Here is a 26,621-nt window from a genome sequence, read left to right as displayed (position 1 = left end):
GGGAACGCCCCGATGCTAGCGGGAGGGCGAGTTGACCTTTTCCCCACGAACCTCTCCCGCCACACCTACCCTGGAACGTGGTTCGGGGGGACCCACGCCACCTCCCAGTGCAACTCCGAGGTACATCGTGTCGGTCCGAGTCCTGAACCCGGTCAAGCCCCCGCTCCGATTCCTGGTCGCCCTGCTGGCAGCCGTGCTGGCGGTCGGCGCGCTGAGCGCTCCCGCGGACGCGGCCACCAAGCGCTCGCTGAGCATCAAGGCCAGCCCGAGCGCTGCCGTGGTCGGCAAGACCGTGACCTTCTCCGGCACGTTGACCAAGTCGCCGAAGGGCACCAAGGTCACGATCCAGCGCAAGGTCGGCACGAAGTGGGTCGCCGCGAAGACCGCGAAGACCTCCACCTCCGCAGGCCGGTACGCCGGCAAGGTGATCCTGCCGCGCAAGGCCGGCACCTACGCGTTCCGTGCCGTGGCCGCGAAGAAGGGCAGCCTGTCGGCCGCCACCTCCAAGACCCTCAAGGTCGCCGCCCTGACCGGCGTCACCGCGACGATCAAGGCCAGCCCCACCACCGTGACCGCCGGGGCGACCTCGACGGTCTCCGGCGCCGTGAAGCCGTTCGTCAAGAACACCACCGTGGTGATCCAGAAGTTCGTCAACGGGAAGTGGCTGGGCACCGGCGCCACCGCCAAGCTGAGCAGCAAGGGGACCTACTCGAAGGCCGTAGTCACCAAGGACACCTCGGTCTACCGCGTCTTCGTCCCGCGCGTCGGACTGAAGTCGTCGGCCGTCTCGGTCGGCACCGCCGTGATCGCCAACCCGGTCATCGCCACGACCTCGCTGCCCAACGGCTCGCAGGGAGCGCCGTACAGCGCGACCGTGAAGCAGGTCGGCACGGCCGCCGGCACCTGGAGCGTGACCCCGGCGCTGCCGAACGGGCTCACCCTGAACACCACCTCCGGTGCCATCACCGGTACGCCGACAGCCGCGACCCCGCAGGCCGCGTACACCTTCCGCTTCGCCCAGCCGGCCCGGGTGACCGCCTCGAAGGCGATCAACCTGACGATCACCGCCCCCGTCCCGCCGACCATCGCGACGAGCTCGCTGCCCGAGGGCGACCAGGGAGTCGGCTACACCACGACGCTCACGGCCCAGGGCAACCCGGGCGGTACCTGGACGGCCGCGCCCCTGCCGGCGGGCCTCACCCTGAACGCGGGCACCGGCGTCATCTCCGGTACGCCGACCGCCTCGGGCACGACCAACGTGAACATCGGCTTCACCCAGACCAGCACCGGTCTCGCAGCACCGGGCAAGCAGTTGGCGCTCACGATCAACCCGCCGCCGGCGCCGTCGATCCGCACCGTGACCCTGCCCAACGCCTCGCAGTTCGCGGCCTACTCGTTCACGCTCAAGGCCTCCGAGCCGGGCGGAGTCTGGAACGTCCAGTCCGGCAAGCCGGTCGGCATCGACATCGACGCCGCCACGGGTGTCCTCAGCGGCACCAGCGCGATCGCTGGGACCTACACCACCGTGATCACCTACGCGGTGCCGAGCAAGCCGGTCGCGTCAGCGACGTACGTGTGGAAGGTGGTCGCCACCGGGTTCCCCGCCACCAGGGCGGCGGTCGAAGCCGGAGGCAGCTCGACCTGCCGGATCAACCAGGACCGCACGCTCGACTGCTGGGGGTACGACGACGCCGGCCAGCTCGGGGACGGCGGCGTCCTGACCGTCGACCCCGCCGGCGTCTCCGCGCCCACGCAGGTCGGTACCGCCACCGACTGGACCGCGATCAGCGTCAGCGACGACGACCTGCCGACCGAGGGCCACGCCTGCGGGCTGCGGGGTGACGACGCGTACTGCTGGGGCTCGAACAAGAAGGGCATGCTCGGGAACGGGGTCGCCAACGGGTCGGAGACCGCGCCGGTCGCCGTCGCCGGCGGCCGCGACTGGCAGAGCATCTCGGCCGGTTGGACGCACACCTGCGGTGTCACCACCGCCGGCGAGCTCTACTGCTGGGGCGAGAACACGTTCGGCCAGCTCGGCACCGGCGGCGGCGACGCCAGCTCGCCGACCCGGGTCGGCAGCGCCTCGGACTGGGAGTCGGTGTCGGCCGGCTACACCACGACCTGCGCGGTGAAGGCCACCGGCGGCCTGTTCTGCTGGGGCATGGGCTCGCGTGGCCAGCTCGGCACCGGGAACACCGACTCGCAGGCGACTCCGGCCAAGGTCGGCACGGCAGCCTGGACCGGCGTCCAGGTCGGTCCGGGGCACGCCTGCGGCCGCCAGGTCGACGGCACCCTGTGGTGCTGGGGCACGGCCGCCAACGGGCAGCTCGGCAACAACGTCAGCCTGAACGACACCAGCACGGACGAGCGGAGCCCGCGCAAGGTAGGCACCGCGACGACCTGGGTCTCCTTCGCCACCGGGAAGGGCCACACCTGCGCGACGAACACGGCCGGTGAGCTCTGGTGCTGGGGCGCCAACGGCGAGAGCCAGCTCGGCGACAACAGCGTCACCAACCGCCTGGTTCCGACCAAGATCGGCTCGGGCACCGACTGGATCTCGGTCTCGGCGGGCGCCACGCACTCCGCTGCGGCCCAGGAGAACGGCGACACCTACGTCTGGGGCAGCAACTACAAGTCCAAGGCGAACGCCGGCGCGGGCACGGCCCGGGTCGCGGTGCCGACGAAGGTCGTCGGCTGATCCACCCGTAACGCATCGGCGGCCCCTGACGCTCTGCTGTCAGGGGCCGCTCTGCGTTCCCGGCTCTGCCCAGCGGATGACGCAGTTTGTCCGCATTCAGGCCTCCCAACGCCTACGCTGGGTGGCAAATCGTCTTCCCCTCCCGCGTACAGAGGCAACTGATGTTCTCGAGAATCAACGCTTTCCGCATCGTCGCTGCGCTCGTCGCCGCCTTCCTGATCGTCACCGGGCTGCAGTCAGCGGCGTCCGCCGCGACCAAGCGCAGCGTGAGCATCGCGGCCTCGCCGGCCGTCGCCCCGGTCGGCACGTCGGTGACGTTCTCGGGCAAGGTCACCAAGTCCCCCAAGGGCACCAAGGTGACGATCCAGCGCAAGTCCGGGAAGAAGTGGGTCACGGCCGGCTCGACCAGGACGGTCAGCTCCGCCGGCAGCTACGCCGTCCGGCTCACCCGCCCGAAGTCGATCGCCACCTACTCCTACCGCGCCTCGGTGAAGAAGAAGGGCAGCCTGAAGGCCGCCACCTCGAAGTCCGTCTCGGTCGCGGCCCTGCGCCGCACGTACGCCTCGCTCTCCGCCACGCCTGCCTCGACCACCGCGGGGAGCACGACGACCCTGGCCGGAACGGTCTTCCCGTTCGCCAAGGGCACCGTCGTCACCCTGCAGAAGAAGGTCGGCTCCTCCTGGACGACGGTCGGCACCACCTCGGTCACGGCCAACGGCACGTTCAGCAAGGGCATCGTCCCGGTGACCTCCACGATCTACCGGGCCTCGGTGCCGCGCGCCGGCAGCAACGCCCCGGTCCTGTCCAACGAGCGCTCGGTCACCGCGAAGCCGCTGATCACGACCTCGAGCCTCACTGCCGCCACCCGGCTGGGCAGCTACTCCTTCAAGCTCAGCTCGTACGCCGGCTCGGTCGGCACCTGGACGGCCGCGCCGCTCCCTGCCGGCCTCACCCTCAACGCGACCACCGGCGTCATCTCCGGCTCGCCGACGACCATCGGTGACACCAACGTCGTCATCGGGTTCAAGCAGACCAGCACCGGTCTGAACGCCGCGACCAAGACGCTGACCCTGCGCGTCAACCAGGCGGTGGCGCCCACGATCAGCACGACGACGCTGCCCAACGGCACCGTCGGGACGCCGTACTCGACCACGCTGGCCGCCAACGGCGCCACCGGCACCTGGACGGCCTCGCCGCTCCCGTCCGGCCTTGCTCTGGACGCCGCCACCGGCACCATCTCCGGTACGCCGACCGTCGCCGAGACCAAGCAGGTCATGGTCGGGTTCACCCAGACCAACACCGGCCTCTCCGCGACGCCGAAGACGATCGCCCTGACCGTGGGTGAGGCGGCGAAGCCGACCATCACCACGACGGCGCTCGACCCGGGTACCAAGGGTGCGCCGTACAGCTTCCAGCTGACCGCGAGCCAGGCCGGTGGCAACACCCCGGCCGTCGGCACCTGGACCGCAGCACCGCTGCCTGACGGCCTGACACTCAACGCCGCGACCGGCGTCATCTCCGGCACCCCGGAGCCGACCGCGGTCGACAAGCAGGTCGTCATCGGCTTCACCCAGACCAGCACGGGTGTGGCCGCGACCAGCAAGACGCTGCTGCTGCAGATCGACCCGGGCGCGAACCCGGTGATCAGCACGGCGTCCCTGCCCGAGGCCACCCGGTTCGTGTCCTACGACTTCACCCTGGCGGCCCAGGGTGCCCCGGCGGGCACCTGGACGGCGGACGGCCTCCCGGCCGGCCTGTCGCTGGAGGCGTCCACCGGCAAGATCACCGGGACCATCACCGGGACCGCCAACCTGGGTGACAACCCCGTCACCATCGGGTTCACCCAGACCAGCAACGGTCTGGCGGCCACGCCGAAGGTGCTGAACCTCAAGGTCAACCAGGCAGCGGCACCGGTCATCGCGACCACGGTGCTGACGCCCGCCGACCGGTTCTCGCCGTACAACTTCCAGCTCACGGCGACCCAGAACCCGAACGCTGCGGCGGGCGGTACCTGGACGGCAGCACCGCTGCCGGCCGGCCTGGAGCTGAACCCGACCACGGGTGTCATCTCCGGTACGCCGACCGCCGCCGGGGACACGCAGGTCGTCATCGGGTTCACCCAGACCAGCACCGGTGTCGCCGCGATCAGCAAGACGCTGACGCTGCACGTCAACCAGGTGGCTGCCCCGGTGATCGCGACCGGTGCGCTGCCCGACGCGACCCGGTACCTGCCCTACGAGTTCACGCTCACCTCGCAGGGGAACGTCGCGGGCACGTGGACGGCCACCGGTCTCCCGGGCGGCCTGGTGCTCAACCCGGCCACCGGCAAGATCACCGGCACGGTGACCGCTGCCGACCAGGTGGGCAACCACGAGGTCACCCTCGGCTTCACCCAGACCAGCAGCGGGCTCTCGGCAACGCCGAAGGTCCTGGTCCTCACGGTGAAGCAGGCCGTCGCACCGGTCATCACCACGACCGTCCTCCCGGACGCGCTGCGGTACCACGCCTACTCGACGACCCTCACGGTCGCCGGGAACCCGGCGGGTACCTGGACGGCATCGCCGCTGCCGGCCGGGATGACCTTCAACACCGCGACCGGGGAGCTGTCCGGAACGCCGCGTCTGGCGGGCGACACGAACATCAAGTTCGACTTCGTCCAGACCAACTCCGGTCAGGCCGCGGCGTCGAAGACGCTGGTGCTGCACGTCGTCCAGTCGGCGCCGATCATCACCAGCCCCTCGACCCTGCCGCACGGGACCCCGCTGCAGGGGTACTCCTACCAGCTGGAGGTTGCTCCGGCCCCGACCGGCACCTGGACCCTGCGACCGGGCAGCAACCCCGCCCTGGGCCTGACGCTGAAGAGTGACGGCCGGATCAGCGGCTCGACCACGCTGCCCGGCAACTTCACCTACATCGTGCGGTTCACCGAGACGGGCACCAACCTGTTCACGGAGAAGACCTTCTCCATCAAGGTCTCCTGAGCACCAGCCGCGCACCCACAACTGAACAGCTCCACCACGCCCACGGGGTAGGGATCTCGCCTACCCCGTGCGGGCGTTCTCACCTAGCCTGAAGATCTTCCTCCCACGCACTTCTCGAGGCACCGATGCACCTCCCGCACCCGTTCCGCCTGACCGCCCTGGTCGTCGCAGGTCTGCTGCTGACGACCGGCTTCCTGGCGACGGGCCTCGGTGCCCCGGCGTCCGCCAAGACCAGGAAGGCGACCATCTCGCGGTCGGTGAGCATCAGCCAGTCCGCGTCGACGACCCTGGTCAAGGGCGCGGTCACGTTCTCCGGCAGGCTCAGCAAGTCTCCGAAGGGAAGCACGATCACGCTGCAGCGCCGGATCGGGTCGACCTGGGTCGGCATCAAGTCGACGAGGACGACCACCAGCGGTGGCGCCTACAAGGTCACGCTCACCCAGCCCGGCTCGGCCGGCACCTACGCCTACCGCGCGTACGCCCCCAGGAAGAAGAAGCTCCGGGCCGCTGCCTCGCGCACGGTCAGCGTCCGGGCGCTGAACAGGACCACCGTCACCCTGGTCGCGAACCCGACGCTGATCCCGGCCGGGTCGAGCACGACCCTGACCGGCACGGTCAAGCCGTTCGTGCGGAACACCCTCGTCGCGGTGCAGAAGAACTTCAACGGCACCTGGACCAACATCACCACCACGGCGCTCGCTGCCGACGGCACCTTCAACAAGGTCGTCGCGGTCGGGCCCACGACCCCGATCCGGATCTCGGTCCCGAACGCCGGGAACAACGCCGCCGCGGTGTCGCCGACGGTCACCGTGTCGACGACCCCGGTGGTCGCGACGCAGACCCTCCCCACGGCCACCCGGACCGTCCCCTACTCGGCGAGGCTCACCACCATCGACGGGTACACCGGCACCTGGACCGCGAGCCCGCTCCCGGCCGGACTCTCGCTGAACCCGAGCACCGGCGTCATCTCCGGCACCCCGACGACCGTCCAGTTCACCGCGACCGAGGTGCAGTTCACGCGCACGAGCAACGGGGACACCTCGCCCCCGAAGACCGTCGGCATCACGGTCAACCAGGCGCCCGCGCCGGTGATCACCACCAACGCGCTCGCGAGCGGGAACCGCACCCGCCCCTACTCCGTGACCCTCACCGCGCAGGGCAACCCGCCCGGCACCTGGACCGCGGCACCGCTGCCCGACGGGCTCTCGCTGGAGGCCTCGACCGGCAAGATCACCGGCTCGCCGACGACGATCGGCGACACCGACGTCACCGTCAACTTCACCCAGACCAGCACCGGTGTCGCCGCGGTGCCGCACACCATGAAGCTGCACGTCGACGAGGCGCCCGCGCCCGTCGTCACCACGAGCACCCTGCCCAGCGCGAAGCGTCTCTCGCCGTACTCGGTGACGCTGGCCGCAACCGTGACCGGCACCGCCGGAGGAACCTGGGCGGCCAGCCCGCTGCCCCCCGGCCTCTCCGTCGACTCCGGCACCGGCGTCGTCTCGGGTACCCCCACGACCGTCGGCACCACCAACGTCGTGCTCACCTTCACCCAGACCAGCACCGGCGTCTCCGCCAGCAGGACCGTCCCCCTGCAGGTCGTCCAGGCCGACCCCCCGGTGATCAGCACGACGTCGCTGCCCAGCGGCAAGCGGCTGACGCAGTACTCGTTCACCCCGAGCGTCACGGGCAACCCTGCCGGGAGCTGGGGCGCGACCGGGCTCCCCAGTGGGCTCTCGATCGACGCAGGCAGCGGTGAGATCCTCGGGACGCCCACCGTCCTCTTCGACGGCACCGTCACGCTGACCTTCACCCAGGCGAGCACGGGCGTCACCGGGACCAAGGCCCTCGCGCTGAAGATCCTCCAGGCCGACCCGCCGGTCATCGCCACCTCGTCGCTGCCGACCGCCACCGTCGGGTCGGCGTACACGACGACGCTGACCGCCACCGGCAACCCCGCGGGCACGTGGTCGACGAGCACCCTGCCGGCCGGCCTGTCCCTGAACACCAGCACGGGCGTCATCTCCGGCACCCCGACGACCTCGGGAGCGACCAGCGTCCAGATCGGCTTCAAGCAATCGAGCACGAACGTAGACGCCGCGGTCAAGACGATCACCCTGACGGTGCTGCCGGGCATCGAGCAGACCAGCCTGCTGCCGGGGAGCGCGGGCGCCAACTACTCGCTCGACCTCAAGGCGCTGGACAACAACCAGACCGGCACCTGGACCGCCGCGCCGCTCCCGGCCGGGCTCGCGCTCAACAAGGACACCGGCGTCATCTCCGGTACGCCGACCACCGCCGGCACCACCAACGTCGCGATCGCCTTCAAGAAGACGAGCAGCGGTCTGACCTCGGCGACCAAGACGCTGCCGCTGGTGATCAGGGCCGTGATCGGCACCGGCACCCTGCCCGACGCCACCGTCGGGGCGGCGTACTCGGTCACCCTGGCCGCCAACGGCGGCAGCAACGGCACCTGGACTGCCGCGCCGCTCCCGGCCGGGCTGTCCCTGAACGCGGGCACCGGTGTCATCTCCGGTACACCGACCGCGGCCGGCACCACCAACGTCGTCATCGGCCTGAACCGGGGCGGCGTCGACTCCGCGACGAAGACGCTCGCGCTGGCCGTGAAGCCGATCATCACCACGACCTCGCTGCCCGGTGCCTCCGACGGCGTCGCGTACTCGGTGACGCTGGCCGCCACCGGCGGGGCGGGCACCTGGACCGCAGCACCCCTGCCCGACGGGCTGAACCTGGACGCCAGCACAGGCGTCATCTCCGGTACGCCGACCGAGGCCGGCAAGAACAACGTCGTCATCGGGTTCACCAGCGACGGCGTCGCGGCCAGCACCAAGAACCTGCCGCTCGACGTGAAGCCGGTCATCACCACGACCTCGCTGTCCGAGGGAGCCGTGGGCGCGTCGTACTCGGTCACGCTGGGTGCCACCGGGACGGGGACCTGGACGGCGAGCCCGCTGCCGGCGGGCCTGACCCTGAACGAGACCACCGGTGCCATCACCGGCGCTCCGACCGACGCCGGGACGACCAACGTCGTCATCGGGTTCACCCGCAACAACGTCGCCGCGACGACCAAGACCCTCGCACTCGTGGTCAGGCCGGTCATCAGCACGAGCTCGCTCCCGGCCGGCACCCGCGTCTCGCCGTACTCGGTCACGCTCGGTGTCGCTGCCGGCGGCGCGGGGACCTGGACCGCGTCGCCGCTCCCGGACGGCCTCACCCTGAACCCGTCGACGGGTGCGATCACCGGGACACCGACGACCGTCGGGTCGACCAACGTCGTCATCGGATTCACCCGCAACGGTGTCGCTGCGGCCGGCAAGACGCTGGCCCTGGTCGTCAACGAGGCCGCCAAGCCGGTGATCAGCACGACGTCCCTGCCCAACGGCACCCGGGTCTCGGCGTACTCGTTCAAGCTCCTCGTCACCGGCAACCCCGCCGGCACCTGGACCGCGTCACCGCTCCCGGACGGACTGAACCTGGACGAGAGCACCGGCGTCATCTCCGGCACCCCGACCACCGTGCAGAGCGTGGACGTCGTCATCGGGTTCACCCAGACCAGCACCGGCCTGGCCGCGACCTCCAAGACCCTCACCCTCCAGGTCGTCCAGGCAGCTGCCCCCGTGATCAGCACCGGCTCGCTGCCCTCGGGCTCGGTCAACGTGAGCGGCTACTCCACCACGCTGACTGCCACCGGGAACCCCGCCGGCACCTGGACGGCGTCACCGCTCCCGGCCGGGCTCTCCCTGAACGCCGGCACCGGCGCCATCACCGGCACGCCGACCGCGTCCGGCACCACCGCGGTGCAGATCGGCTTCACCCAGACGTCCACCGGAGTCGCGGCGACGCCCAAGACCCTCAACCTGCTCGTCAACGCGGCGATCACGACGAGCACGCTGCCCGACGCGACCCGGACGCTCTCCTACAGCACCCAGGCCGCAGCCGTCGGTACGCCGGCGGGCACCTGGGCGGCCGACAACCTCCCCGCCGGCTTGAGCATCAGCGCCGGCGGTCTCATCACCGGGACGCCGACCACGGTCGGCACGACCAACAACGTCGCCCTCAAATTCACCCAGTCCGGCAACGGCGGTGCGCCGCAGGTGACGCGCACCGTCGCGATCACGGTCCTCGAGGTCGCCGGACCGAGCATCACCACGACCAGCCTGACCGCCGCCGACGTGGGCCAGAGCTACACGAGCAACACCCCGGCGGTCACCACCACCGGCCCCGCGGCCGGCACCTGGTCGGCAACGGGGCTGCCCAACGGCGTCAGTGTCGCGGGAAGCACCGGTGTCCTCTCGGGCACGCCGACCGCGTCGGGCACCTACACCGTCGCGCTCAAGTTCACCCAGACCAGCAGCGGTCTCTCGCACACCAAGAACCTGAGCCTGGTGGTGAACGCGGCGATCTCGACGAGCACGCTGCCCAGCGGCACCCGGACGATCGCCTACCCGAGCACCCAGGTCGCCGCCGTCGGTACGCCGGCCGGCACCTGGGCGGCCGACAACCTCCCCGACGGCCTGAGCATCAGCAACGCCGGCGTCATCTCCGGCACCCCGACGACCGTGCAGACCAAGACGGTCACGCTGAAGTTCACCCAGACCGCCAACGGCGGCGCGCCGCAGGTGACCCGCAACGTCAGCCTGCAGGTCGTCGAGGCGGCCGAGCCCGTGATCAGCACCAACGCTCTTCCCGCAGGCACGGTCAACACCTCCGGCTACTCGGTCACGTTGACGGCCACCGGGAACCCGGCGGGCACCTGGACAGCGAGCCCGCTGCCCGCCGGCCTGTCGCTCAACCAGAGCACCGGTGCGATCACCGGGACCCCGACCGCATCCGGCACGACCGCGGTGGTCGTCGGATTCACCCAGACCAGCACCGGACTGTCCGCCGACACCAAGACACTCAACCTCGTCGTCAACGCAGCGATCTCCACCGCCGCCCTCCCCGACGCGACCCGGACGCTCTCCTACAACACCCAGGCCGCAGCCGTCGGCACCCCTGCCGGCACCTGGGCGGCCGACAACCTCCCCGCCGGTCTGAGCATCAGCAACGGCGGCGCGATCACGGGGACCCCGAGCGCCGTGGGCACCTCGAACGACGTGGTCCTCAAGTTCACCCAGACCGCCAACGGTGGTGCACCGCAGGTGACCCGGACGGTGTCGATCACCGTCAACGAGGCGCCCGCCCCGGTCATCACCACGAGCACGCTCGACCCCGGGACCGTCGGGACCGCGTACTCCTTCACCCTGACCGCGACCGGCAACCCCGCGGGCACCTGGTCGGCCACCCCGCTGCCGGACGGCCTGAACCTCAACACGTCCACCGGCGCGATCACCGGGACGCCGACCACGGCCGGCTCGACCAACGTCGTCATCAACTTCACCCAGACCAGCACCGGACTGTCCGCCACCCAGAAGACCCTCGTGCTCGCGGTGAAGCCGGTCGTGACGAGCACCTCGCTCGACACCGGCACCGTCGGATCGGCCTACTCCGACAGCCTCACCGCCAACGGCGGCACCGGCGGTACCTGGACCGCCACCCCGCGCCCGGCCGGCATCGCGATCAACGCGAGCACCGGGGAGCTGTCCGGCACCCCCACCGCAGCGGGAACGACGAACGTGGTGGTCGCCTACACCGTCAACGGCCAGACCTCGGCGGGCAAGACGATCGCGCTGGCGGTGAAGCCCACGGTCACCACGGCCTCGCTGGCCCCGGCCGCCACCGGGACGGCGTACTCGGTGACGCTGGCCGCGGCCGGAGGCACCGGGGGGACCTGGACCGCCACCCCGCGCCCGGCCGGGATCAGCATCGACGCCAGCACCGGGGAGCTGTCCGGCACCCCGACGGCGGCCGGGTCGACGAATGTCGCCATCACCTACACGGTCAACGGCCAGACCTCGGCGACCAAGACCCTCACGCTCGCCGTCAAGCCGGTCATCACCACGGCCTCGCTCCCGCACGCGACCCGCACCGAGGCGTACTCGTTCACCCTCGACGGCACCCAGAACGGAACCTGGACGGCGTCCCCGCTGCCCGACGGCCTCTCGTTGAACGCGAGCACGGGCGCGATCACCGGCACACCGACCACGGTCGGCAGCACCAACGTCGTGATCGGCTACACGGTCAACGGCCAGACCGCCGCCGGCAAGACGATCGCGCTGGTCGTCGACGAGGCCGACGCGCCGGTGATCACCACCTCGACGTTGCCGAACGGTCAGGTCGGGGTGGGTTACGACCAGACCGTGCACGCCCAGGGCGACCCGGTAGGGAAGTGGACCGCGACCAGCGGCCTACCCGCCGGGCTGGACATCGACGAGGACACCGGCGAGATCACCGGGACCCCGACGTCCCAGGGCACCGCCACCGTGACGCTCCGGTTCACCCAGACCAGCACGGGGCTGGCGGCGACCCCGAAGAACGTCAGCCTGACGATCGACCCGGCCTAGGTGGCGGCGGCCCACTCCAGCAGAGCGGCCTTGGCGTCGTCGTAGCTCATCGGTCCGTTGTCGAGCCGCAGCTCGAGCAGGAACTTGTACGCCTCGCCGACCTGGCGCCCGGCGGGGATGCCCAGGATCTCCATGATCTGGTTGCCGTCGAGGTCGGGTCGGATCGAGGCGAGCTCCTCCTCCTCCGAGAGCCGCGCGATCCGCTCCTCCAGCTCGTCGTAGGTCCGGCTGAGCCGCTCGGCCTTGCGCTGGTTGCGCGTGGTGCAGTCGGCGCGGGTCAGCACGTGCAGCCGGTCCAGCAGCGGACCGGCGTCCCGGACGTAGCGGCGTACGGCGGAGTCGGTCCACTGACCGTCGCCGTACCCGTGGAACCGCAGGTGCAGCTCGACCAGCGTGCTGACGTCGTTGATCTCGTCGTTCGAGAACTTCAGCGCCTGCATCCGCTTCCGGGTGATCTTCGCGCCGACCACGTCGTGGTGGTGGAACGTGACGGTGCCGTCGCCGACGAGCTTGCGGGTCCGTGGCTTGCCGACGTCGTGCATCAGCGCGGCGAAGCGTGAGATGAAGTCCGGACCTTCGCCGGGCAGTCGGTGTTCCAGGTCGATCGACTGCTCGAGCACCGTGAGCGTGTGCTCGTAGACGTCCTTGTGCCGGTGGTGCTCGTCGCGCTCGAGCATCAGCGCCGGCAGCTCGGGCAGCACGTGCTGCGCCAGTCCGGTCTCCACCAGGAGAAGCAGACCGGTGCGCGGGGTCGGCGAGCAGATCAGCTTCACCAGCTCGTCGCGCACCCGCTCGGCGGAGATGATCGTGATCCGCTCGGCCATGTCCGTCATCGCAGCCCTGACCTCGGGCGCGACCGTGAAACCGAGCTGGGAGGCGAACCGGGCCGCACGCATCATCCGCAACGGGTCGTCGCTGAAGGAGTCCTCAGGGCGACCCGGTGTCCGCAGCACCCGGTGCGCGAGGTCGACGATGCCGCCGTACGGGTCCTCGAGCTCGCGGCCGGGCAGGCGGAGCGCCATCGCGTTCACGGTGAAGTCGCGACGCACCAGGTCCCCGGCCAGGGAGTCGCCGTAGGACACCTCCGGCTTGCGGCTCGAGGCGTCGTAGGCCTCGGAGCGGTAGGTGGTGATCTCCAGCTGCCAGTCGCCGTACCGGCAACCGATCGTGCCGAAGTCGCGGCCGATGTCCCACACGGCGTCGGCCCACCCGCGGACCAGGCGCTCGGTGACCTCGGGGCGGGCCGAGGTGGTGAAGTCCAGGTCGTTCTGGAGCCGGCCGAGCATCGCGTCGCGGACCGGCCCACCGACCAGGGCGATCTCCTCGCCGGCGGCCGTGAACCGGGCCCCGAGCTCCTCGATCACCGGTGCGATCCGGAGGAGCTCGGCGACGGCACGGTCCTGGACCTGCGTCATCAGCAGAGGGCCGTCAGGAGGCACAGCGGACATGGGACGTCACTCTATCTGCGACGGACCCGGTTGCCCGCACCGGTTGCGACGGACGAAGGACGGGGCAGAAGTCGTTAGCATCGCGGGTGTGAAGCAGCCCCGACGCCAGCCCGGACGCCGTCCCGGGCTTCTCGCGGTGGTGCTGCTCGCCCTGCTGTCCGCCCTGGTCGGACCGTTGCTCACCGACTCCCCGGCGCGCGCCGCCGACCCGGTCGCGACCGGGAGCACGGCGCTGTCGGTGCACCTCGCCCGGCTCAGCCCGGCAGCCATCGGGACCAAGGGCACCCTGGTCCTGGCCGGCACGGTCACCAACGACTCCGAGGACACCTGGAACGCGGTCAACGTGCACCCGTTCCTCAGCCGTTCCCCGATGACCACCCGCGACCAGCTCGCCGCCGCGGCGGCCTCCGACCCGGAGACCGAGGTCGGCACCAGGCTGGTGGAGCAGAACGAGTTCGTCGCGATCGGCAACCTGGTCCCCGGCCAGACGGCCGGCTTCCGGATCGCGCTCAAGGTCAAGAGCCTGATCGGGACCGCGATCACCGGGGAGCAGGGCGTCTACTGGATCGGCGTGCACGCGCTCGGCCAGAACGCCCAGGGCGGCGCGCGCGAGACCCTCGGCCGGGCCCGCACGTTCATCCCGCTCGTCCGCAGCAACGAGCAGACCTCGGTCTCCGTCGTGGTCCCGGTGCGCGAACGAGTACGCCGCGACGCCGACGGCCGCGTCTTCGGCACGACCAGCTGGTCGAGCTCGCTCGCCCCGACGGGTCGCCTGGGTCGGCTGGCCTCCTTCATCGCCTCTGCCGGAACGCACCCGGCCACCCTGCTGATCGACCCGGCCGTCGTCGACGCCGTCAGCGACCTCAAGGACGACAACAAGCCGCTGTCGTTCGGCAAGGCCGAGGACGAGGATCCCGACGACGAGCCCACCTCAACCCCCAGCGGGACCACCTCTCGCTCCTCGAACCGGCTCGAGCCGATCGACCGGGCCAACGCCGAGACCTGGCTCAGCCGCATCGTCACGGCCGCGCAGACGCACACCACCCTCGGCCTCGGGTACGCCGACCCGGACGCGAACTCGCTGGCCCGCCGTCGCCCGACGCTCCTCAAGCTGGCCGACAAGCTCGCCGCCCAGACGTTCACCGCGCTCGACATCCCGGCCGTCCCGGCCCTCGCCCCGCCGGGCGGCTGGTTCGACGACGACCTGCTCGCGGCCGTCCCGAAGGAGTCGATGATCCTCGTCGAGGACCACGCGGCGCCGCGCACCCGGACCCGGTGGCGCACCACCGAGCAGCAGGACCTGGTCTTCAGCGACAGCCAGGTGGCCGACGGCGGACCGGGGCCGACCTCGCCGACGGACGCCCTCGCCTACCGGCAGCGGATCCTGGCTGACGCCGCACTGCGCCTCCCGGAGCGGTCCACCTCGCCGCTCGTGGTCCAGCTGCCGAACGACTGGGACCCGGGCACCGGCTGGGAGCTGGCCGACTTCTTCAACTCCTTCGACCAGCCGTGGCTGAACCTGGTGCCGCTCGCGCCGACCACCGACTCGACCACGCCGACCTTCACCGCCACCCTCGGCTACCCGCGATCGGTACGCCGCGCCGAGGTCCCGCTGGACAACATCACGGTCGCGCGCACGCTGACCCAGACCACGACCGTCCTCTCCAGCCTGCTGCAGTCGGAGAACACGATCGCCCACGACCTCGCCGGCGCTGCCCTCAGCGCGGTCTCGAACCACGCACGCAAGGAGGAGCTGCTCGCCCGCCAGCAGGTGCTCGCCACCAACACGCGGATGCGCAACCGGCTCGCGAAGGTCGAGGTGATCGGGACCGAGTTCGTCACCCTGTCGGGCGGGTCGGGAACGCTGGCCGTGACCCTGGTCAACGGGCTCGACCAGCCGATCGAGGTCGGCGTCGAACCCCAGACCTCGGACCCGGACGTCAGGATCGACTCGACCAAGCCGGTCCGGATGGCCCCCGGTGAGCGGACCGTGCTCCGCCTGGACGCGAAGTCCTCCAACATCGGCGTCACCGAGGTGGTGCTCAGTCCGGTCACCGAGGACGGCACCGAGCTCGGTACCCCGCTCAGCTTCCGGCTGCGCACCAGCCAGGTGGGCATGTTGATCTGGGGAGTCCTCGGCGCCGGGGGTCTGCTGCTCGTCGTGATGATCGCCCGCCGGATCCGCAAGGGTCTGCGCGAGCACCGCTGGCGGCGTGCATGAGCCACGTCGCGCCCGGCCCGGATCCGGAGGACAGACCCGAGCCGACGGTCCTCGGATCGAGCGCGGTGATGGCGGCCGGGACCATCGTGTCCCGGCTGAGCGGTTTCGTCCGCGCGACGTTGCTGGCGGCGGCGATCGGGACCCAGCTGCACGCCGACATCTTCAACATCGCCAACACGATCCCGAACATGCTCTACATCCTGCTGGCCGGCGGCGTGTTCAACGCCGTGCTGGTGCCCCAGCTGGTGCGAGCCATCAAGAACGACCCCGACGGCGGCGCGGCGTACACCAACCGGGTGATCACCCTGGCGGTGCTGTTCCTCGGTGCCGTCTCGGTCCTGCTCGTGGTCGCAGCGCCGCTGGTGATGCGGGTGCTGGTGGACCCGTCCTTCTTCGAGGAGTCCAGCTCCGCCGAGCTCGACTCCCTGGTGACCTTCGCGCGCTACTGCATGCCGCAGGTGTTCTTCTACGGGATGTTCGTCCTCGTCGGACAGGTGCTCAACGCGCGGCGCAGCTTCGGCCCGATGATGTGGGCGCCCATCGCGAACAACATCATCTCGGTGGTCGTGCTGGTCAGCTACCTGGTCGTGATCGGGCCGGCGCGCGGGGAGGAGCTCGACGGTGCGTTCTCCGGCAGGGCCGAGGCGCTCCTCGGCATCGGGTCGACGCTCGGCATCGCAGCCCAGTTCCTGATCCTGGTGCCGTACCTCAAGCGCTCGGGCTTCACCTTCCGGCCACGCTTCGACTTCCGCAACTCCGGCCTCGGTCACACCTTCCGGCTGGCCTCGTGGACCGTGCTGTTCGTCGTGGTCAACCAGGTCGCGTACACGGTGGTGGTCCGGATCGCCTCGAGCGGTTCGGCCGACGGCGGCACCGGCTACACGATCTACTCGAACGCGTTCCTGCTCGTGATGGTCCCGCACGCGATCATCACCGTCTCGCTCGCCACCGCCGTCCTGCCGCGGCTGGCGGGTTACGCCTCGAATCAGCGGATGACCGGTCTGGCGCTCGCGGTCAGCTCGACGATGCGCTCGACGTATGCGCTGGTGCTCCCGGTGCTCGCGATGCTGCCGATCGTCGCCACCGACGTCGCCAACCTGGTCTTCAAGTGGGGCTCGGCGAACAAGTCCTACACCGACCTGGTGCCGACGCTCTCGCTGTTCGTCCTCGGTGCCTTCTTCTTCACCAGTCACTACCTGGTGCTGCGCGGCTTCTACGCCCTCGAGCAGAACCGCCGGGTCTTCTTCATCCAGTGCGTGATCGCGGTCGTCAACATCGGCGCCGCCATCCTGCTCACCCACGGCGCCGACCCGCAGGAGACCGCGCCGCGGCTGGTGATCGCCTACACCCTGGCGTACGCCGTCGGCGCGGCGCTCTCCTTCCGGCAGCTCTCGGTGCAGACCCACGGTCTCGGCGGCGGCGAGCTGGTCCGGTTCAGCGTCCGGATCATCATCGTGGTCGGCCTCGCCGCCGCGACGGCGCTCGGCGCCCGCGAGCTCGTCCAGCTGCTCCTCGACGGCACCGGCAAGGTCGAGGTGATCCTCCGGCTCGCCTGGGTCGGCGCGGTCGGCGGGCTGGCCTACCTCTTCTTCGCCCGGCTGTTCCGGCTGACCGAGGTCACCGAAGTCGTCGGGCTCCTCACGTCGCGGTTGGGCCGCTCGGGACGCTGACGACCCTACGATGGGGCCGAGCACCGAAGCCGAGAAGGAGCGAGCAGCCGATGTCGATGAGCCCGGGCACGATGCTCGACGGCCGCTACCGCATGGAGGTGCTGCTCTCCGAGCACGACGGGGCCCGGTTCTGGCGCGCGACCGACACGGTGCTGGCACGCAGCGTCGCGGTGCACGTGCTCCCGAGCGACGACCCGCGCGCGCCTCGGGTGCTCACCGCCGCCCGCGCGTCGGCGGCGGTCAGCGACCCGCACTTCCTGCGCGTGCTGGACTGCGCGGACGTCGACGGCCTCACCTGGGTGATCAACGAGTGGGGCGACGGGGTCTCGCTCGACGTGATGCTCGCCCGCGGGACCCTGCCCGCCCTGCGCGCCGCCTGGCTCACCCGCGAGGTCGCCGAGGCGATCGTCGCCGCCCACCGACAGGGCCTGTGCCACGGGCGCCTGAACCCCGAGGCCGTGCTGGTCACCGAGTCCGGCTCGGTCAAGCTGATCGGTTTCGTGGTGAACGCCGCCTTCGAACGCGCTCCCGCGACGACCTCTCCGTACGGCGAGCTCAGCCCGCGCGACGCCGACGTGGTCGACCTGGCCGGCATCCTCTACGCCGCGCTCACCGGGAAGTGGCCCGGGGTCGCACCGTCGGCGTTGCCGGCCGCGCCCCGGGAGGGAAGGCGACCGCTGCGACCACGGCAGGTCCGCGCCGGCGTGCCGCGCACGCTCGACGCGATCTGCGACCGGGTGCTGCACAAGGAGGCGTCGGTCCACGCTATGCCGATCGAGACCGCCCTGGAGATCGCTGCCGCGCTGAGCGACTTCGTCGGCGACCCCGCACTGGTGGCACCGGTCGACGTCCCGAGCATGCACGACGAGCCCACGTCCCCCGAGTCGGCGGAGGTGCTGGACCCGCTGGAGACGGCACTCGTTCCTCCCGTGCAGGCCGCACTCGCGGTGGAGCCGGTGTCCGAAACGCCGCAGGCCGAGCCGGAAACCAAGGCGGAGACCGAGCCGGAAACCGAAACGGGAACCGAGCCGCGGCCTGAGCCTTCCGCCGTCGTGCCGTCCCGGCCGGCCGCACGCCCCGCAGCACCGCTCGCTGCTCCCGTGCCCGAGGCCCCACCAGTCGCCCCACCAGTCGCCCCGCCAGCCGCCGCGCCAGTCGCCCCACCGACCTCCTCCCCGGCCGCCCCGGCCGTCCCGCGTCCGCCTGCCCGTCCCGCTGCTGCCGCCGAAGATCCCGACGCCACGATGGCGGCCCCGGCACCGTTCACCCCTTCCGGTCTGGAGCACTTCGAGCCCGAGGAGTGGGTCCCCGCGACGCCTCCGCCGCCGTTCGAGAAGCCGGTCGCGCGACCGCTGTTCGCCGAGGAGGAGCGGCGGGTCCCCGCCACCGCTGCGGCCGTGGCCGCGCCGACGACCAGCACCGGGTGGCCGTTCGACGACGAGCCGAGCCGACCGGCGTACGCCGAGCCGCCGCGACGGCGGCGCCGTGGCCTCAAGGTCTTCCTGGCTGTTCTCCTCGTGCTCGCCGTCGCTGCTGCGGCGTACGTCGCCTTCGTGGCCGGCAAGGACGACGGTGACGACGCCCCCGCCACCAGCACCGGTACGCCGACCGCCACCGTGGCTCCGCCCTCAGCGACCCCCGTCGTCACCGGCACTCCCGTGAAGATCGAGGACGCCGGTGACTTCGACCCCGAGGGCGACCCGCCGTCGGAAAACCCGGGTCAGGTCAGGCGCGCGTACGACGGCGACCCGGCCACGGGCTGGACTACCGGCACCTACAACAGCGCCGGCCTCGGCGGCCTGAAGAGCGGGGTCGGCATCGTGGTCGACCTCGGCTCGGACAGGGCGGTGACCTCGGTCGAGGTGACCCTCGTCGGGGAGCCGACCGACGTCGAGTTCTACGCCAGCCCGGCAGGGGCTGACGCCCCGCCCGCCGAGCTGGCCGACACGACCCGCGTCGGCCGCGTCGCCGGAGCAGAGTCCTCGGCCACCGTCCGGTTGGAGTCGGTGCGCACCCGCTACCTGGTGGTCTGGCTGACCCGGCTGCCCCCGGTCGGCGGCGGCTTCAAGGGGCAGATCGCGGAGATCCTGGTCCGGTCGTGAGCGCGGACCTCACCGAGCTCGATGATCCCGGACTGCTCGCCGCGCACAGCGCAGGCGACCCGGACGCGTTCGGCGTCCTGTTCACCCGTCACCGCGACCGGCTCTGGGCCGTCGCGCTGCGCACCACCGGCAATCCGGAGGACGCCGCGGACGCCCTGCAGGAAGCCCTGATCTCGGCGTTCAAGCGCGCCGGTGACTTCCGCGGTGACGCCCAGGTCACGACCTGGCTGCACCGGATCGTGGTGAACGCCTCGCTCGACCGGCTGCGCCGCAACAAGGTCCGCGCCGCCCAGCCGCTGCCCGACGACCTCGAGGACCACGCCATCCGGGGAGCAGTGCTCGGCACCAGCGAACCCGCCGACGACCCGGCCGAGTCCAGCGTGCGCAGCGAGCAACGGACCGCCGTGCTCGCCGCGCTCGCCCGGCTCCCCGACGAGCAGCGGGCCGCGCTGGTTCTCGTCGACATGGAGGGGTACCCGGTCGAGGAGGTCAGTCGGATGCTCGACTGCCCGACCGGCACGGTGAAGAGCCGCTGCGCCCGGGGACGTCACCGGCTGGCGGGCATCCTGGAGGAGATGGGCGTCACCGGAACCGCGACCGGCACGACCGCGTCAGACCAGGGAACGACCACGATCGAAGGGGGGGCACGATGAGCGAGCTCGGACCGGGCGAGCAGGAACCCGACTTCGACGACGCCGCGCACGACGCCCTCCGTGGTCTCCTCGCCGACGCCCGCGCCGACGAGCCGCTCCCGCCCGACGTCGCCGCGCGTCTCGACGCGACCCTGGCCGGGCTGGTCGCAGCCCGCGTCGCCGAGGAGGTGGAGGCGGTCAACACCGTCGTACCGTTGCGGCGCAAGCCGCTCGCCCCTCGGCTGCTGGGCGCTGCCGCGGCGATCGTGCTGGTCGGCGGGATAGGGGTCGGGCTGAGCCAGATCTCCACCAACGGCGGCGACGCGGACTCCAAGTCAGCGACCGCGTCCGACGCCGGTGCGAGCAGGGAGGAGGCGCCGGGGGCCGCCAGCGACGGCGTACCTGAGACTGCCGCCGGATCGGGCGGCAACCCCGCGGCGCCCCAGGAGCTGAACCAATTCACCAGCACTCCTGCCCGGTTCACCGCCGCCGGCTTCGACGAGCAGGCAGCGGCGTACGCCCGGACGACCACCCGGCTCTACGACCTCAGCCACGGCTATGCCGACCCCCCGCCGACCAGCGCGGGCAAGGACGGCGCGAAGAACGACGCGCGCGCCACGCAGAAGCAGCGCCAGGACGGGATCACGAGCCTGCTCGCCGACGTCGCCGCCAACGCGTCGTGCGCCGGCCCTGAGGTCGACGACGAGTCGGTCGTCGTCCGGATCCTTTTCGACAAGTCCCCGGCGACGCTGGTGCTGAGGCCGCAGACGAAGGGCGGGCAGGTCGTGGAGGCCTGGTCCTGCGACGGCGCCACGAGGCTCGCGAGCACGACCGTCGATCCCTGAGGTCCATCCGGTGGCGCGCCCTGGGATCGGGAATGCCGGGTGCTTAGGATCTGTTCTGGGAGCGACTGGTTCGCGACCCACCAGCAGACCTTCTACGGAGCAGGCAACCCATGTCCGACAGCACCCGCAACGTCATCATCATCGGCTCCGGCCCGGCCGGTTACACCGCGGCCGTGTACGCCGCCCGCGCCAACCTCGAGCCGCTGGTCTTCGAGGGTGCCGTGACCGCCGGCGGCGCCCTGATGAACACCACCGAGGTCGAGAACTTCCCCGGGTTCCGCGACGGCATCCAGGGTCCGGCACTGATGGACGAGATGCGGGCCCAGGCCGAGCGCTTCGGCGCCGAGCTGATCGCCGACGACGTCATCGAGGTCGACCTCACCGGCGACGTCAAGGTCGTGAAGACCGAGGAGGGCACCTTCACCGCGAAGGCCGTCATCCTCGCGATGGGGTCGGGCTACAAGAAGCTCGGCAACCCCGACGAGGACCGGCTCTCGGGCCACGGCGTCTCCTGGTGCGCGACCTGCGACGGCTTCTTCTTCCGCGAGCAGCACATCGCCGTGGTCGGCGGCGGTGACTCCGCCGTCGAGGAGGCGACGTTCCTCTCGCGCTTCGGCTCCAAGGTCACCCTGATCGTGCGCCGCGACGAGCTCCGTGCCTCCAAGATCATGGCCGAGCGGGCGTTCGCCGACCCGAAGATCGACATCGCCTGGAACTCGGCCGTGGAGACCATCCACGGTGACGAGAAGCTCACCGGCCTGACCCTGAAGGACACCGTCACCGGTGAGACCCGCGAGCTCGACGCCACCGGGCTGTTCATCGCGATCGGCCACGACCCGCGCTCCGAGCTCCTGGGTGGCCAGGTCGACCTCGACGACGAGGGCTACGTCCTGGTCCAGGGCCGCTCCACCAACACCAACCTGCCGGGCGTCTTCGCCTGCGGCGACCTGGTGGACCACACCTACCGCCAGGCGATCACCGCGGCCGGCAGCGGGTGCGCCGCGGCGCTGGACGCCGAGCGCTTCCTGGCCGACCTGGAGCACCTCGCCGCGAAGGTCGCCGCGACCGTCTGAGAACCCCTGGGGCAGACTCGGGGAAGAAATGTCCCCGCCGCCCTGTTTGATCAGTAGCAGACCAACCGACAACTGAGGAGCAACCATGGCCGACCTGAAGGCCGTCACCGACGCCGACTTCGAGACCGAGGTCCTGAAGGCCGAGAAGCCCGTTCTCGTCGACTTCTGGGCGGAGTGGTGCGGCCCGTGCCGCCAGGTCGCCCCGATCCTCGACGAGATCGCCAAGGAGCACAGCGACAAGCTGACCCTGGTGAAGATGAACGTCGACGAGAACCCGGTCACCCCGGCGACCTACCGCGTCACCGGCATCCCGACCCTCAACGTCTACGTCGGCGGCGAGGTCGTGAAGCAGATCGTCGGCGCGAAGCCGAAGGCCGCGCTCCTGCGCGAGCTGGCCGACATCATCGGCTGACCACCCAGCACCTCTCCCGCGCGCCCGGACCCCTTGGCCTGTCACTAGGCTGGTGTTCCGGGCGCGCGGCTGTTTGAGTAAGAGTTCACCGCCCAGCGACGTCGAGGAGGGGGATCAGCAGTGAGCACGGTCTTCCGCAACGGCGACAGCGGTCCCGCCGTGACCCAGATCGTCGGGTTGCTGGCCGCCCTCGACCTGCTCGAGGGGGACCTGCCCTCGACGTACGACGAGCGGGTCGAGATCGCCGTCCGTACCTTCCAGCAGCAGCGCGGTCTGCACGTGGACGGCATGGTCGGGGTCGCCACCTTCCGCCGCCTCGACGAGGCCCGCTGGAAGCTCGGTGACCGGATCCTGACCCACCTGCCCGGCAACCTGATGGCCGGCGACGACGTCTTCGCGCTGCAGCGGCGGCTCCTCGAGCTCGGCTTCAAGGTCGGCCGGGTGGACGGCTACTTCGGTCCGGAGACCGAGGCCGGGCTCCGCGACTTCCAGCGCAACGTCGGGGTCGCGGCCGACGGGACGTGCGGCCCGAACACCTTGAAGATGCTCGCTCAGCTCGCTCCGATCGTCAGCGGCGGCGCCCCGAACGCGATGCGCGCCCAGGAGCGGATCCGCGACGCCGGTCCCCAGCTCGGCGGCAAGATCGTCGTCATCGACCCCTCCCCCGGGCAGCACCTCCCCCCCGAGTACGCCGAGCGGGCGGCCGAGGTCGTGCACGACCTCGCGACCCGGATCGAAGGACGGCTGGTCGCGACCGGCGTGCAGGCCTTCCTCACCGCCTCGCGCTCGGGACGCCACCGCGCGCCGGCCGAGGGGACCCACGCGGAGGAGACCGAGCGGGCCACCTTCGCCAACCGGGCGAACGCGCACCTGAGTATCTCCATCGCCGTCGACGCCTCGACCAACCCCGAGGCCTGCGGTGTGGCCACCTACTTCTTCGGCTCCGAGGAGCACAACACCTGGTCCTCGACGGGCGAGCGGTTCGCGAGCCTGGTGCAGCGCGAGATCGTCGCTCGTACCGACCTGGTCGACCTGCGCTGCCACGCCAAGGCGTGGGAGTTCCTGCGGCGTACCCGGATGCCCGCCGTGCAGCTAGACGCCGGCTACATCTCCAACCCGGGCGACGCCCGGCGTCTGGCGGACCCGGGGTTCCGCGACGTCCTCGCCGAGGCGGTCGTCGTCGCGGTGCAGCGGTTCTACCTGAGCCCGGAGGCCGACGCGCACACCGGGATCCTGCGGCTCAGCGAGCTCCGGTCCGCGTTGAGCGGCGCCGCTCCCGACGTCACTCGCTGACCTCCCGGGGGCTGACTCGCGGGTTCGGTTCCGGTGCCGGGTTGAGCGCCGGCCGTACGACGCCCAGGAGCCGCTCAGCGGCCGTCTCGAACTCCTCGCGCCAGGTCACCGTGGTCCGCAGGTCCATCCGCATCCGCGGGTACTCCGGGTGCGCGCGGTGGGTCCTGAACCCGACCCGCAGCAAGAACTCCGCCGGCAGCACGCAGACCTCGGCGCTCGGACGGAGCGCACCGAACGTCTCCACCGCCCCGATGCCGCCGTGCTTGATCACGTCCTTGGCCATCGACTGCACCAGCAAGCGACCGTAGCCCCGTCCGCGGTAGTCGGGATCGACGTACCCGCACCCCAGGAGGACGGCGTCCGAGCTCACCGGGGCGGTCGCGAAAGCGTCCCCTCCCGGTAGGAACGTGGCCGGTGCCCACGACAGGTGCCCGACCGGCGTCCCGTCGACCACGACCACCCGGCCGACCGACCCCCAGTCGCGCAGCATCGTCGAGACCCACGCAGCCTTCTCCTCGACCTCGTGACCCCGGATCTGGCGTCGGCGTACCGGGGCGAACTCCCAGGCCACGCACGCGGAGCAACCTCCGGGCAGCTGCGCCAGGTTGTCGAGGGTCAGGCGTTCGACCTTGCGGGACACCTTCCCAGGATGACTCAGGTGCGCAACGTCGACAAGAAGTCGGCGATCCGCCCGATGGCCTCGCTCAGCATGTCGACGTCGGGGAGCGTCACCAGCCGGAAGTGGTCGGGCTCGAACCAGTTGAAGCCGGTGCCGTGCGTGACCAGGATCTTCTTGGCCCGGAGGAGCTCGATGACGAACTGCTCGTCGTCGTCGATCCCGTACATCGCGGTGTCGATCTTCGGGAAGCAGTACAGCGCTCCCATCGGCTCGACGCAGCTGACGCCGGGGATCTCGTTGAGCAGCTTCCAGGCGAGCTTGCTCTGCTCGTAGAAGCGTCCGCCGGGGCCGATGTACTCGTTGATCGACTGGTACCCCCCGAGCGCCGTCTGGATCGCGTGCTGGGCAGGCACGTTGGCACACATCCGCATGTTGGAGAGCAGCGTCAGGCCCTCGAGGAAGTCCTCGGCGAGGTGCTTGGGACCGGAGATCATCACCCAGCCCGCCCGGTACCCGCAGACCCGGTAGGCCTTCGACAGGCCGCTGAAGGTCAGGCACAGGACGTCGTCGCCGGCGTACGTCGCGGTGTGGTGGTGCACGGCGTCGTCGAACAGGATCTTCTCGTAGATCTCGTCGCTGAAGACGACCAGGTTGTGCCGGCGCGCGATATCGACGAGCCCCTTGACCGTCTCCTCGCTGTACACGGCGCCGGTGGGGTTGTTCGGGTTGATGATCACCAGGGCATGGGTGTTCTCGGTGATCTTGGACTCGATGTCGGCGAGGTCCGGGTTCCAGCCGTTCTCCTCGTCGCACTTGTAGTGCACAGGAACTCCACCGCCGAGCGTGACGGCACCGGTCCACAACGGGTAGTCCGGAGCAGGGATGAGGATCTCGTTGCCGTCGTCGAGGAACGCCTGGAGCACGAGGCTGATCAGCTCGGAGACGCCGTTGCCGATGAACACGTCGTCGACGTCGGTCTCGGTCAGACCACGACCCTGGTAGTACTGCGCGACCGCGGTGCGTGCGGAGTAGATGCCGCGCGAGTCGGAGTAGCCCTGCGCGTCGGGGAGGTTGTGCACCATGTCGGCGACGATCGCCTGTGGAGCCTCGAACCCGAAGGGGGCGGGGTTGCCGATGTTGAGCTTGAGGATCTTGTGACCCTCGGCCTCCAGCCGCTGTGCCTCGACCAGGATGGGACCCCGCACGTCGTAGCGGACGTTCTGCAGCTTGCGGCTCTGGACGATTCGGCGCATGGGGCCCAGTCTCGCAGAACCGGACCGCTCGTCGCCTGGGGTTATCACGCTCCGAGCCGGGCCGTAGGGTTCCCCCATGCGCGACATCGTCTACCCGGCCGTCATCGCCACTGCCCGGACCTGGTTCCGCCTCGGCGACGTCAAGATCAACATGACCGGCGCGGAGAACATCCCGCTGACCGGAGGCGCCCTGGTGGCGGTCAACCACCTCTCCTTCGTCGACTACGTGCTCGCCGGGTACCCGGGCGCTGAGCGCAAGCGCCTGACCCGGTTCATGGCGAAGAAGGAGGTCTTCGACCACCCGATCGGCGGGCCGGTCATGCGCTCGTTCCACCACATCGCGATCGACCGCGCGTCCGGCCAGGGCGGGATGGACGAAGCACGTCGCTACCTCGACGCCGGCGAGCTGGTCGGCATCTTCCCCGAGGGCACGATCTCGCGCAGCTTCGAGCTCCAGCCGCTGAAGACCGGTGCCGTCCGCATCGCCGCCGATGCTGGCGTGCCGCTGATCCCGATCGTGCTCTGGGGCACCCAGCGCTTCCTGACCAAGGGCAAGCCCCGCGACTTCAGCCGGCACAAGACCGTCGGGATCGAGGTCGGTACGCCGATGCTGCCGACACCGGCAGACGACCCCGTCGCGCTGACCGCCGAGCTCGAGGCCACCATGAAGGCGATGCTCGACCGGCTCATCACGGCTCACCCTGCCGACGAGCAGCCGCCCGGCTCCTGGTGGCTCCCGGCGTCCCACGGCGGCTCCGCGCCGACCCCCGAGGAGGCAGCCGCGATGTACGCCGAGGAGCGCCGTCTCCGCGCGGAACGCAAGGCGAAGAAGAACCAGGCGGGCTGAAACCGCTGGTCAGAAGCTTGTGCCGATAAGACCTTTTATATCTTTGTCGACAAATAGTTAGAT

General features: G+C 70.8%; 15 protein-coding genes. 12 read left to right on the top strand and 3 right to left on the bottom strand.

The features are described from left to right. Positions 1-127: 127 nt before the first annotated feature. From ABIE44_RS09520 to ABIE44_RS09510, 3 genes are all read left to right on the top strand, one after another. Positions 128-2,698 (top strand): putative Ig domain-containing protein, encoded by a 2,571-nt coding sequence (locus ABIE44_RS09520; protein ID WP_209718986.1) that lies wholly within the window; start codon positions 128-130, stop codon positions 2,696-2,698. Between the two features lie 161 nt (positions 2,699-2,859). Further along, on the top strand, positions 2,860-5,679 hold the full coding sequence (locus tag ABIE44_RS09515; RefSeq protein ID WP_209718989.1) for a putative Ig domain-containing protein: 2,820 nt from the start codon (positions 2,860-2,862) through the stop codon (positions 5,677-5,679). Positions 5,680-5,804: 125 nt separating this feature from the next. Further along, positions 5,805-12,143 (top strand): beta strand repeat-containing protein, encoded by a 6,339-nt coding sequence (locus ABIE44_RS09510; protein WP_209718992.1) that lies wholly within the window; start codon positions 5,805-5,807, stop codon positions 12,141-12,143. Here ABIE44_RS09510 and ABIE44_RS09505 read toward each other — a convergent pair. After that, the gene (locus tag ABIE44_RS09505) at positions 12,140-13,591 is read right to left on the bottom strand and encodes a CCA tRNA nucleotidyltransferase (protein ID WP_502912729.1); all 1,452 of its coding nucleotides are present in this window, start codon (positions 13,589-13,591) and stop codon (positions 12,140-12,142) included. The two genes, ABIE44_RS09510 and ABIE44_RS09505, sit on opposite strands and share 4 nt — an antisense overlap. Before the next feature lie 88 nt (positions 13,592-13,679). Between ABIE44_RS09505 and ABIE44_RS09500 the strand changes: the two genes are divergently transcribed. From ABIE44_RS09500 to ABIE44_RS09465, 8 genes are all read left to right on the top strand, one after another. Beyond that, positions 13,680-15,812 (top strand): DUF6049 family protein, encoded by a 2,133-nt coding sequence (locus ABIE44_RS09500; protein ID WP_209718995.1) that lies wholly within the window; start codon positions 13,680-13,682, stop codon positions 15,810-15,812. After that, positions 15,809-17,482, top strand: coding sequence for a murein biosynthesis integral membrane protein MurJ (gene murJ / locus ABIE44_RS09495; RefSeq protein WP_209718998.1), 1,674 nt, complete (start codon positions 15,809-15,811; stop codon positions 17,480-17,482). The genes ABIE44_RS09500 and murJ overlap by 4 nt, the downstream gene beginning before the upstream one ends. A gap of 50 nt (positions 17,483-17,532) precedes the next feature. Next, positions 17,533-19,584 carry a protein kinase family protein gene (locus ABIE44_RS09490; RefSeq protein ID WP_209719001.1) on the top strand — a complete coding sequence of 684 codons (2,052 nt, stop codon included), beginning with the start codon at positions 17,533-17,535 and terminating at the stop codon, positions 19,582-19,584. Beyond that, positions 19,581-20,237 carry an RNA polymerase sigma factor SigM gene (gene sigM, locus ABIE44_RS09485; RefSeq protein ID WP_209719004.1) on the top strand — a complete coding sequence of 219 codons (657 nt, stop codon included), beginning with the start codon at positions 19,581-19,583 and terminating at the stop codon, positions 20,235-20,237. The genes ABIE44_RS09490 and sigM overlap by 4 nt, the downstream gene beginning before the upstream one ends. Next, entirely contained in the window at positions 20,234-21,061 is an 828-nt protein-coding gene (locus ABIE44_RS09480; protein WP_209719007.1) for a hypothetical protein, read from the top strand. The genes sigM and ABIE44_RS09480 overlap by 4 nt, the downstream gene beginning before the upstream one ends. Positions 21,062-21,171: 110 nt before the next feature. Next, positions 21,172-22,134, top strand: a complete 963-nt coding sequence (gene trxB / locus ABIE44_RS09475; protein WP_209719010.1) for a thioredoxin-disulfide reductase — start codon at positions 21,172-21,174, stop codon at positions 22,132-22,134. Between the two features lie 85 nt (positions 22,135-22,219). Next, positions 22,220-22,546, top strand: a complete 327-nt coding sequence (gene trxA, locus ABIE44_RS09470; protein ID WP_354437966.1) for a thioredoxin — start codon at positions 22,220-22,222, stop codon at positions 22,544-22,546. A gap of 120 nt (positions 22,547-22,666) precedes the next feature. Next, a complete protein-coding gene (locus ABIE44_RS09465; RefSeq protein ID WP_209719013.1) occupies positions 22,667-23,839 on the top strand; it encodes an N-acetylmuramoyl-L-alanine amidase in 1,173 nt (390 codons plus the stop codon). Here ABIE44_RS09465 and ABIE44_RS09460 read toward each other — a convergent pair. Then, positions 23,829-24,479, bottom strand: coding sequence for a GNAT family N-acetyltransferase (locus ABIE44_RS09460; protein ID WP_209719016.1), 651 nt, complete (start codon positions 24,477-24,479; stop codon positions 23,829-23,831). The genes ABIE44_RS09465 and ABIE44_RS09460 overlap by 11 nt on opposite strands. A gap of 14 nt (positions 24,480-24,493) precedes the next feature. Beyond that, positions 24,494-25,711, bottom strand: coding sequence for a pyridoxal phosphate-dependent aminotransferase (locus tag ABIE44_RS09455; protein WP_209719019.1), 1,218 nt, complete (start codon positions 25,709-25,711; stop codon positions 24,494-24,496). Between the two features lie 76 nt (positions 25,712-25,787). Between ABIE44_RS09455 and ABIE44_RS09450 the strand changes: the two genes are divergently transcribed. Continuing rightward, positions 25,788-26,558: a lysophospholipid acyltransferase family protein gene (locus ABIE44_RS09450; protein WP_209719022.1), complete on the top strand. Its 771-nt coding sequence runs from the start codon at positions 25,788-25,790 to the stop codon at positions 26,556-26,558. Positions 26,559-26,621 lie beyond the last annotated feature (63 nt).

This window comes from Marmoricola sp. OAE513, from assembly GCF_040546585.1.
GTDB lineage: Bacteria > Actinomycetota > Actinomycetes > Propionibacteriales > Nocardioidaceae > Marmoricola.
This window is presented reverse-complemented; position numbering and strand designations above follow the sequence as displayed.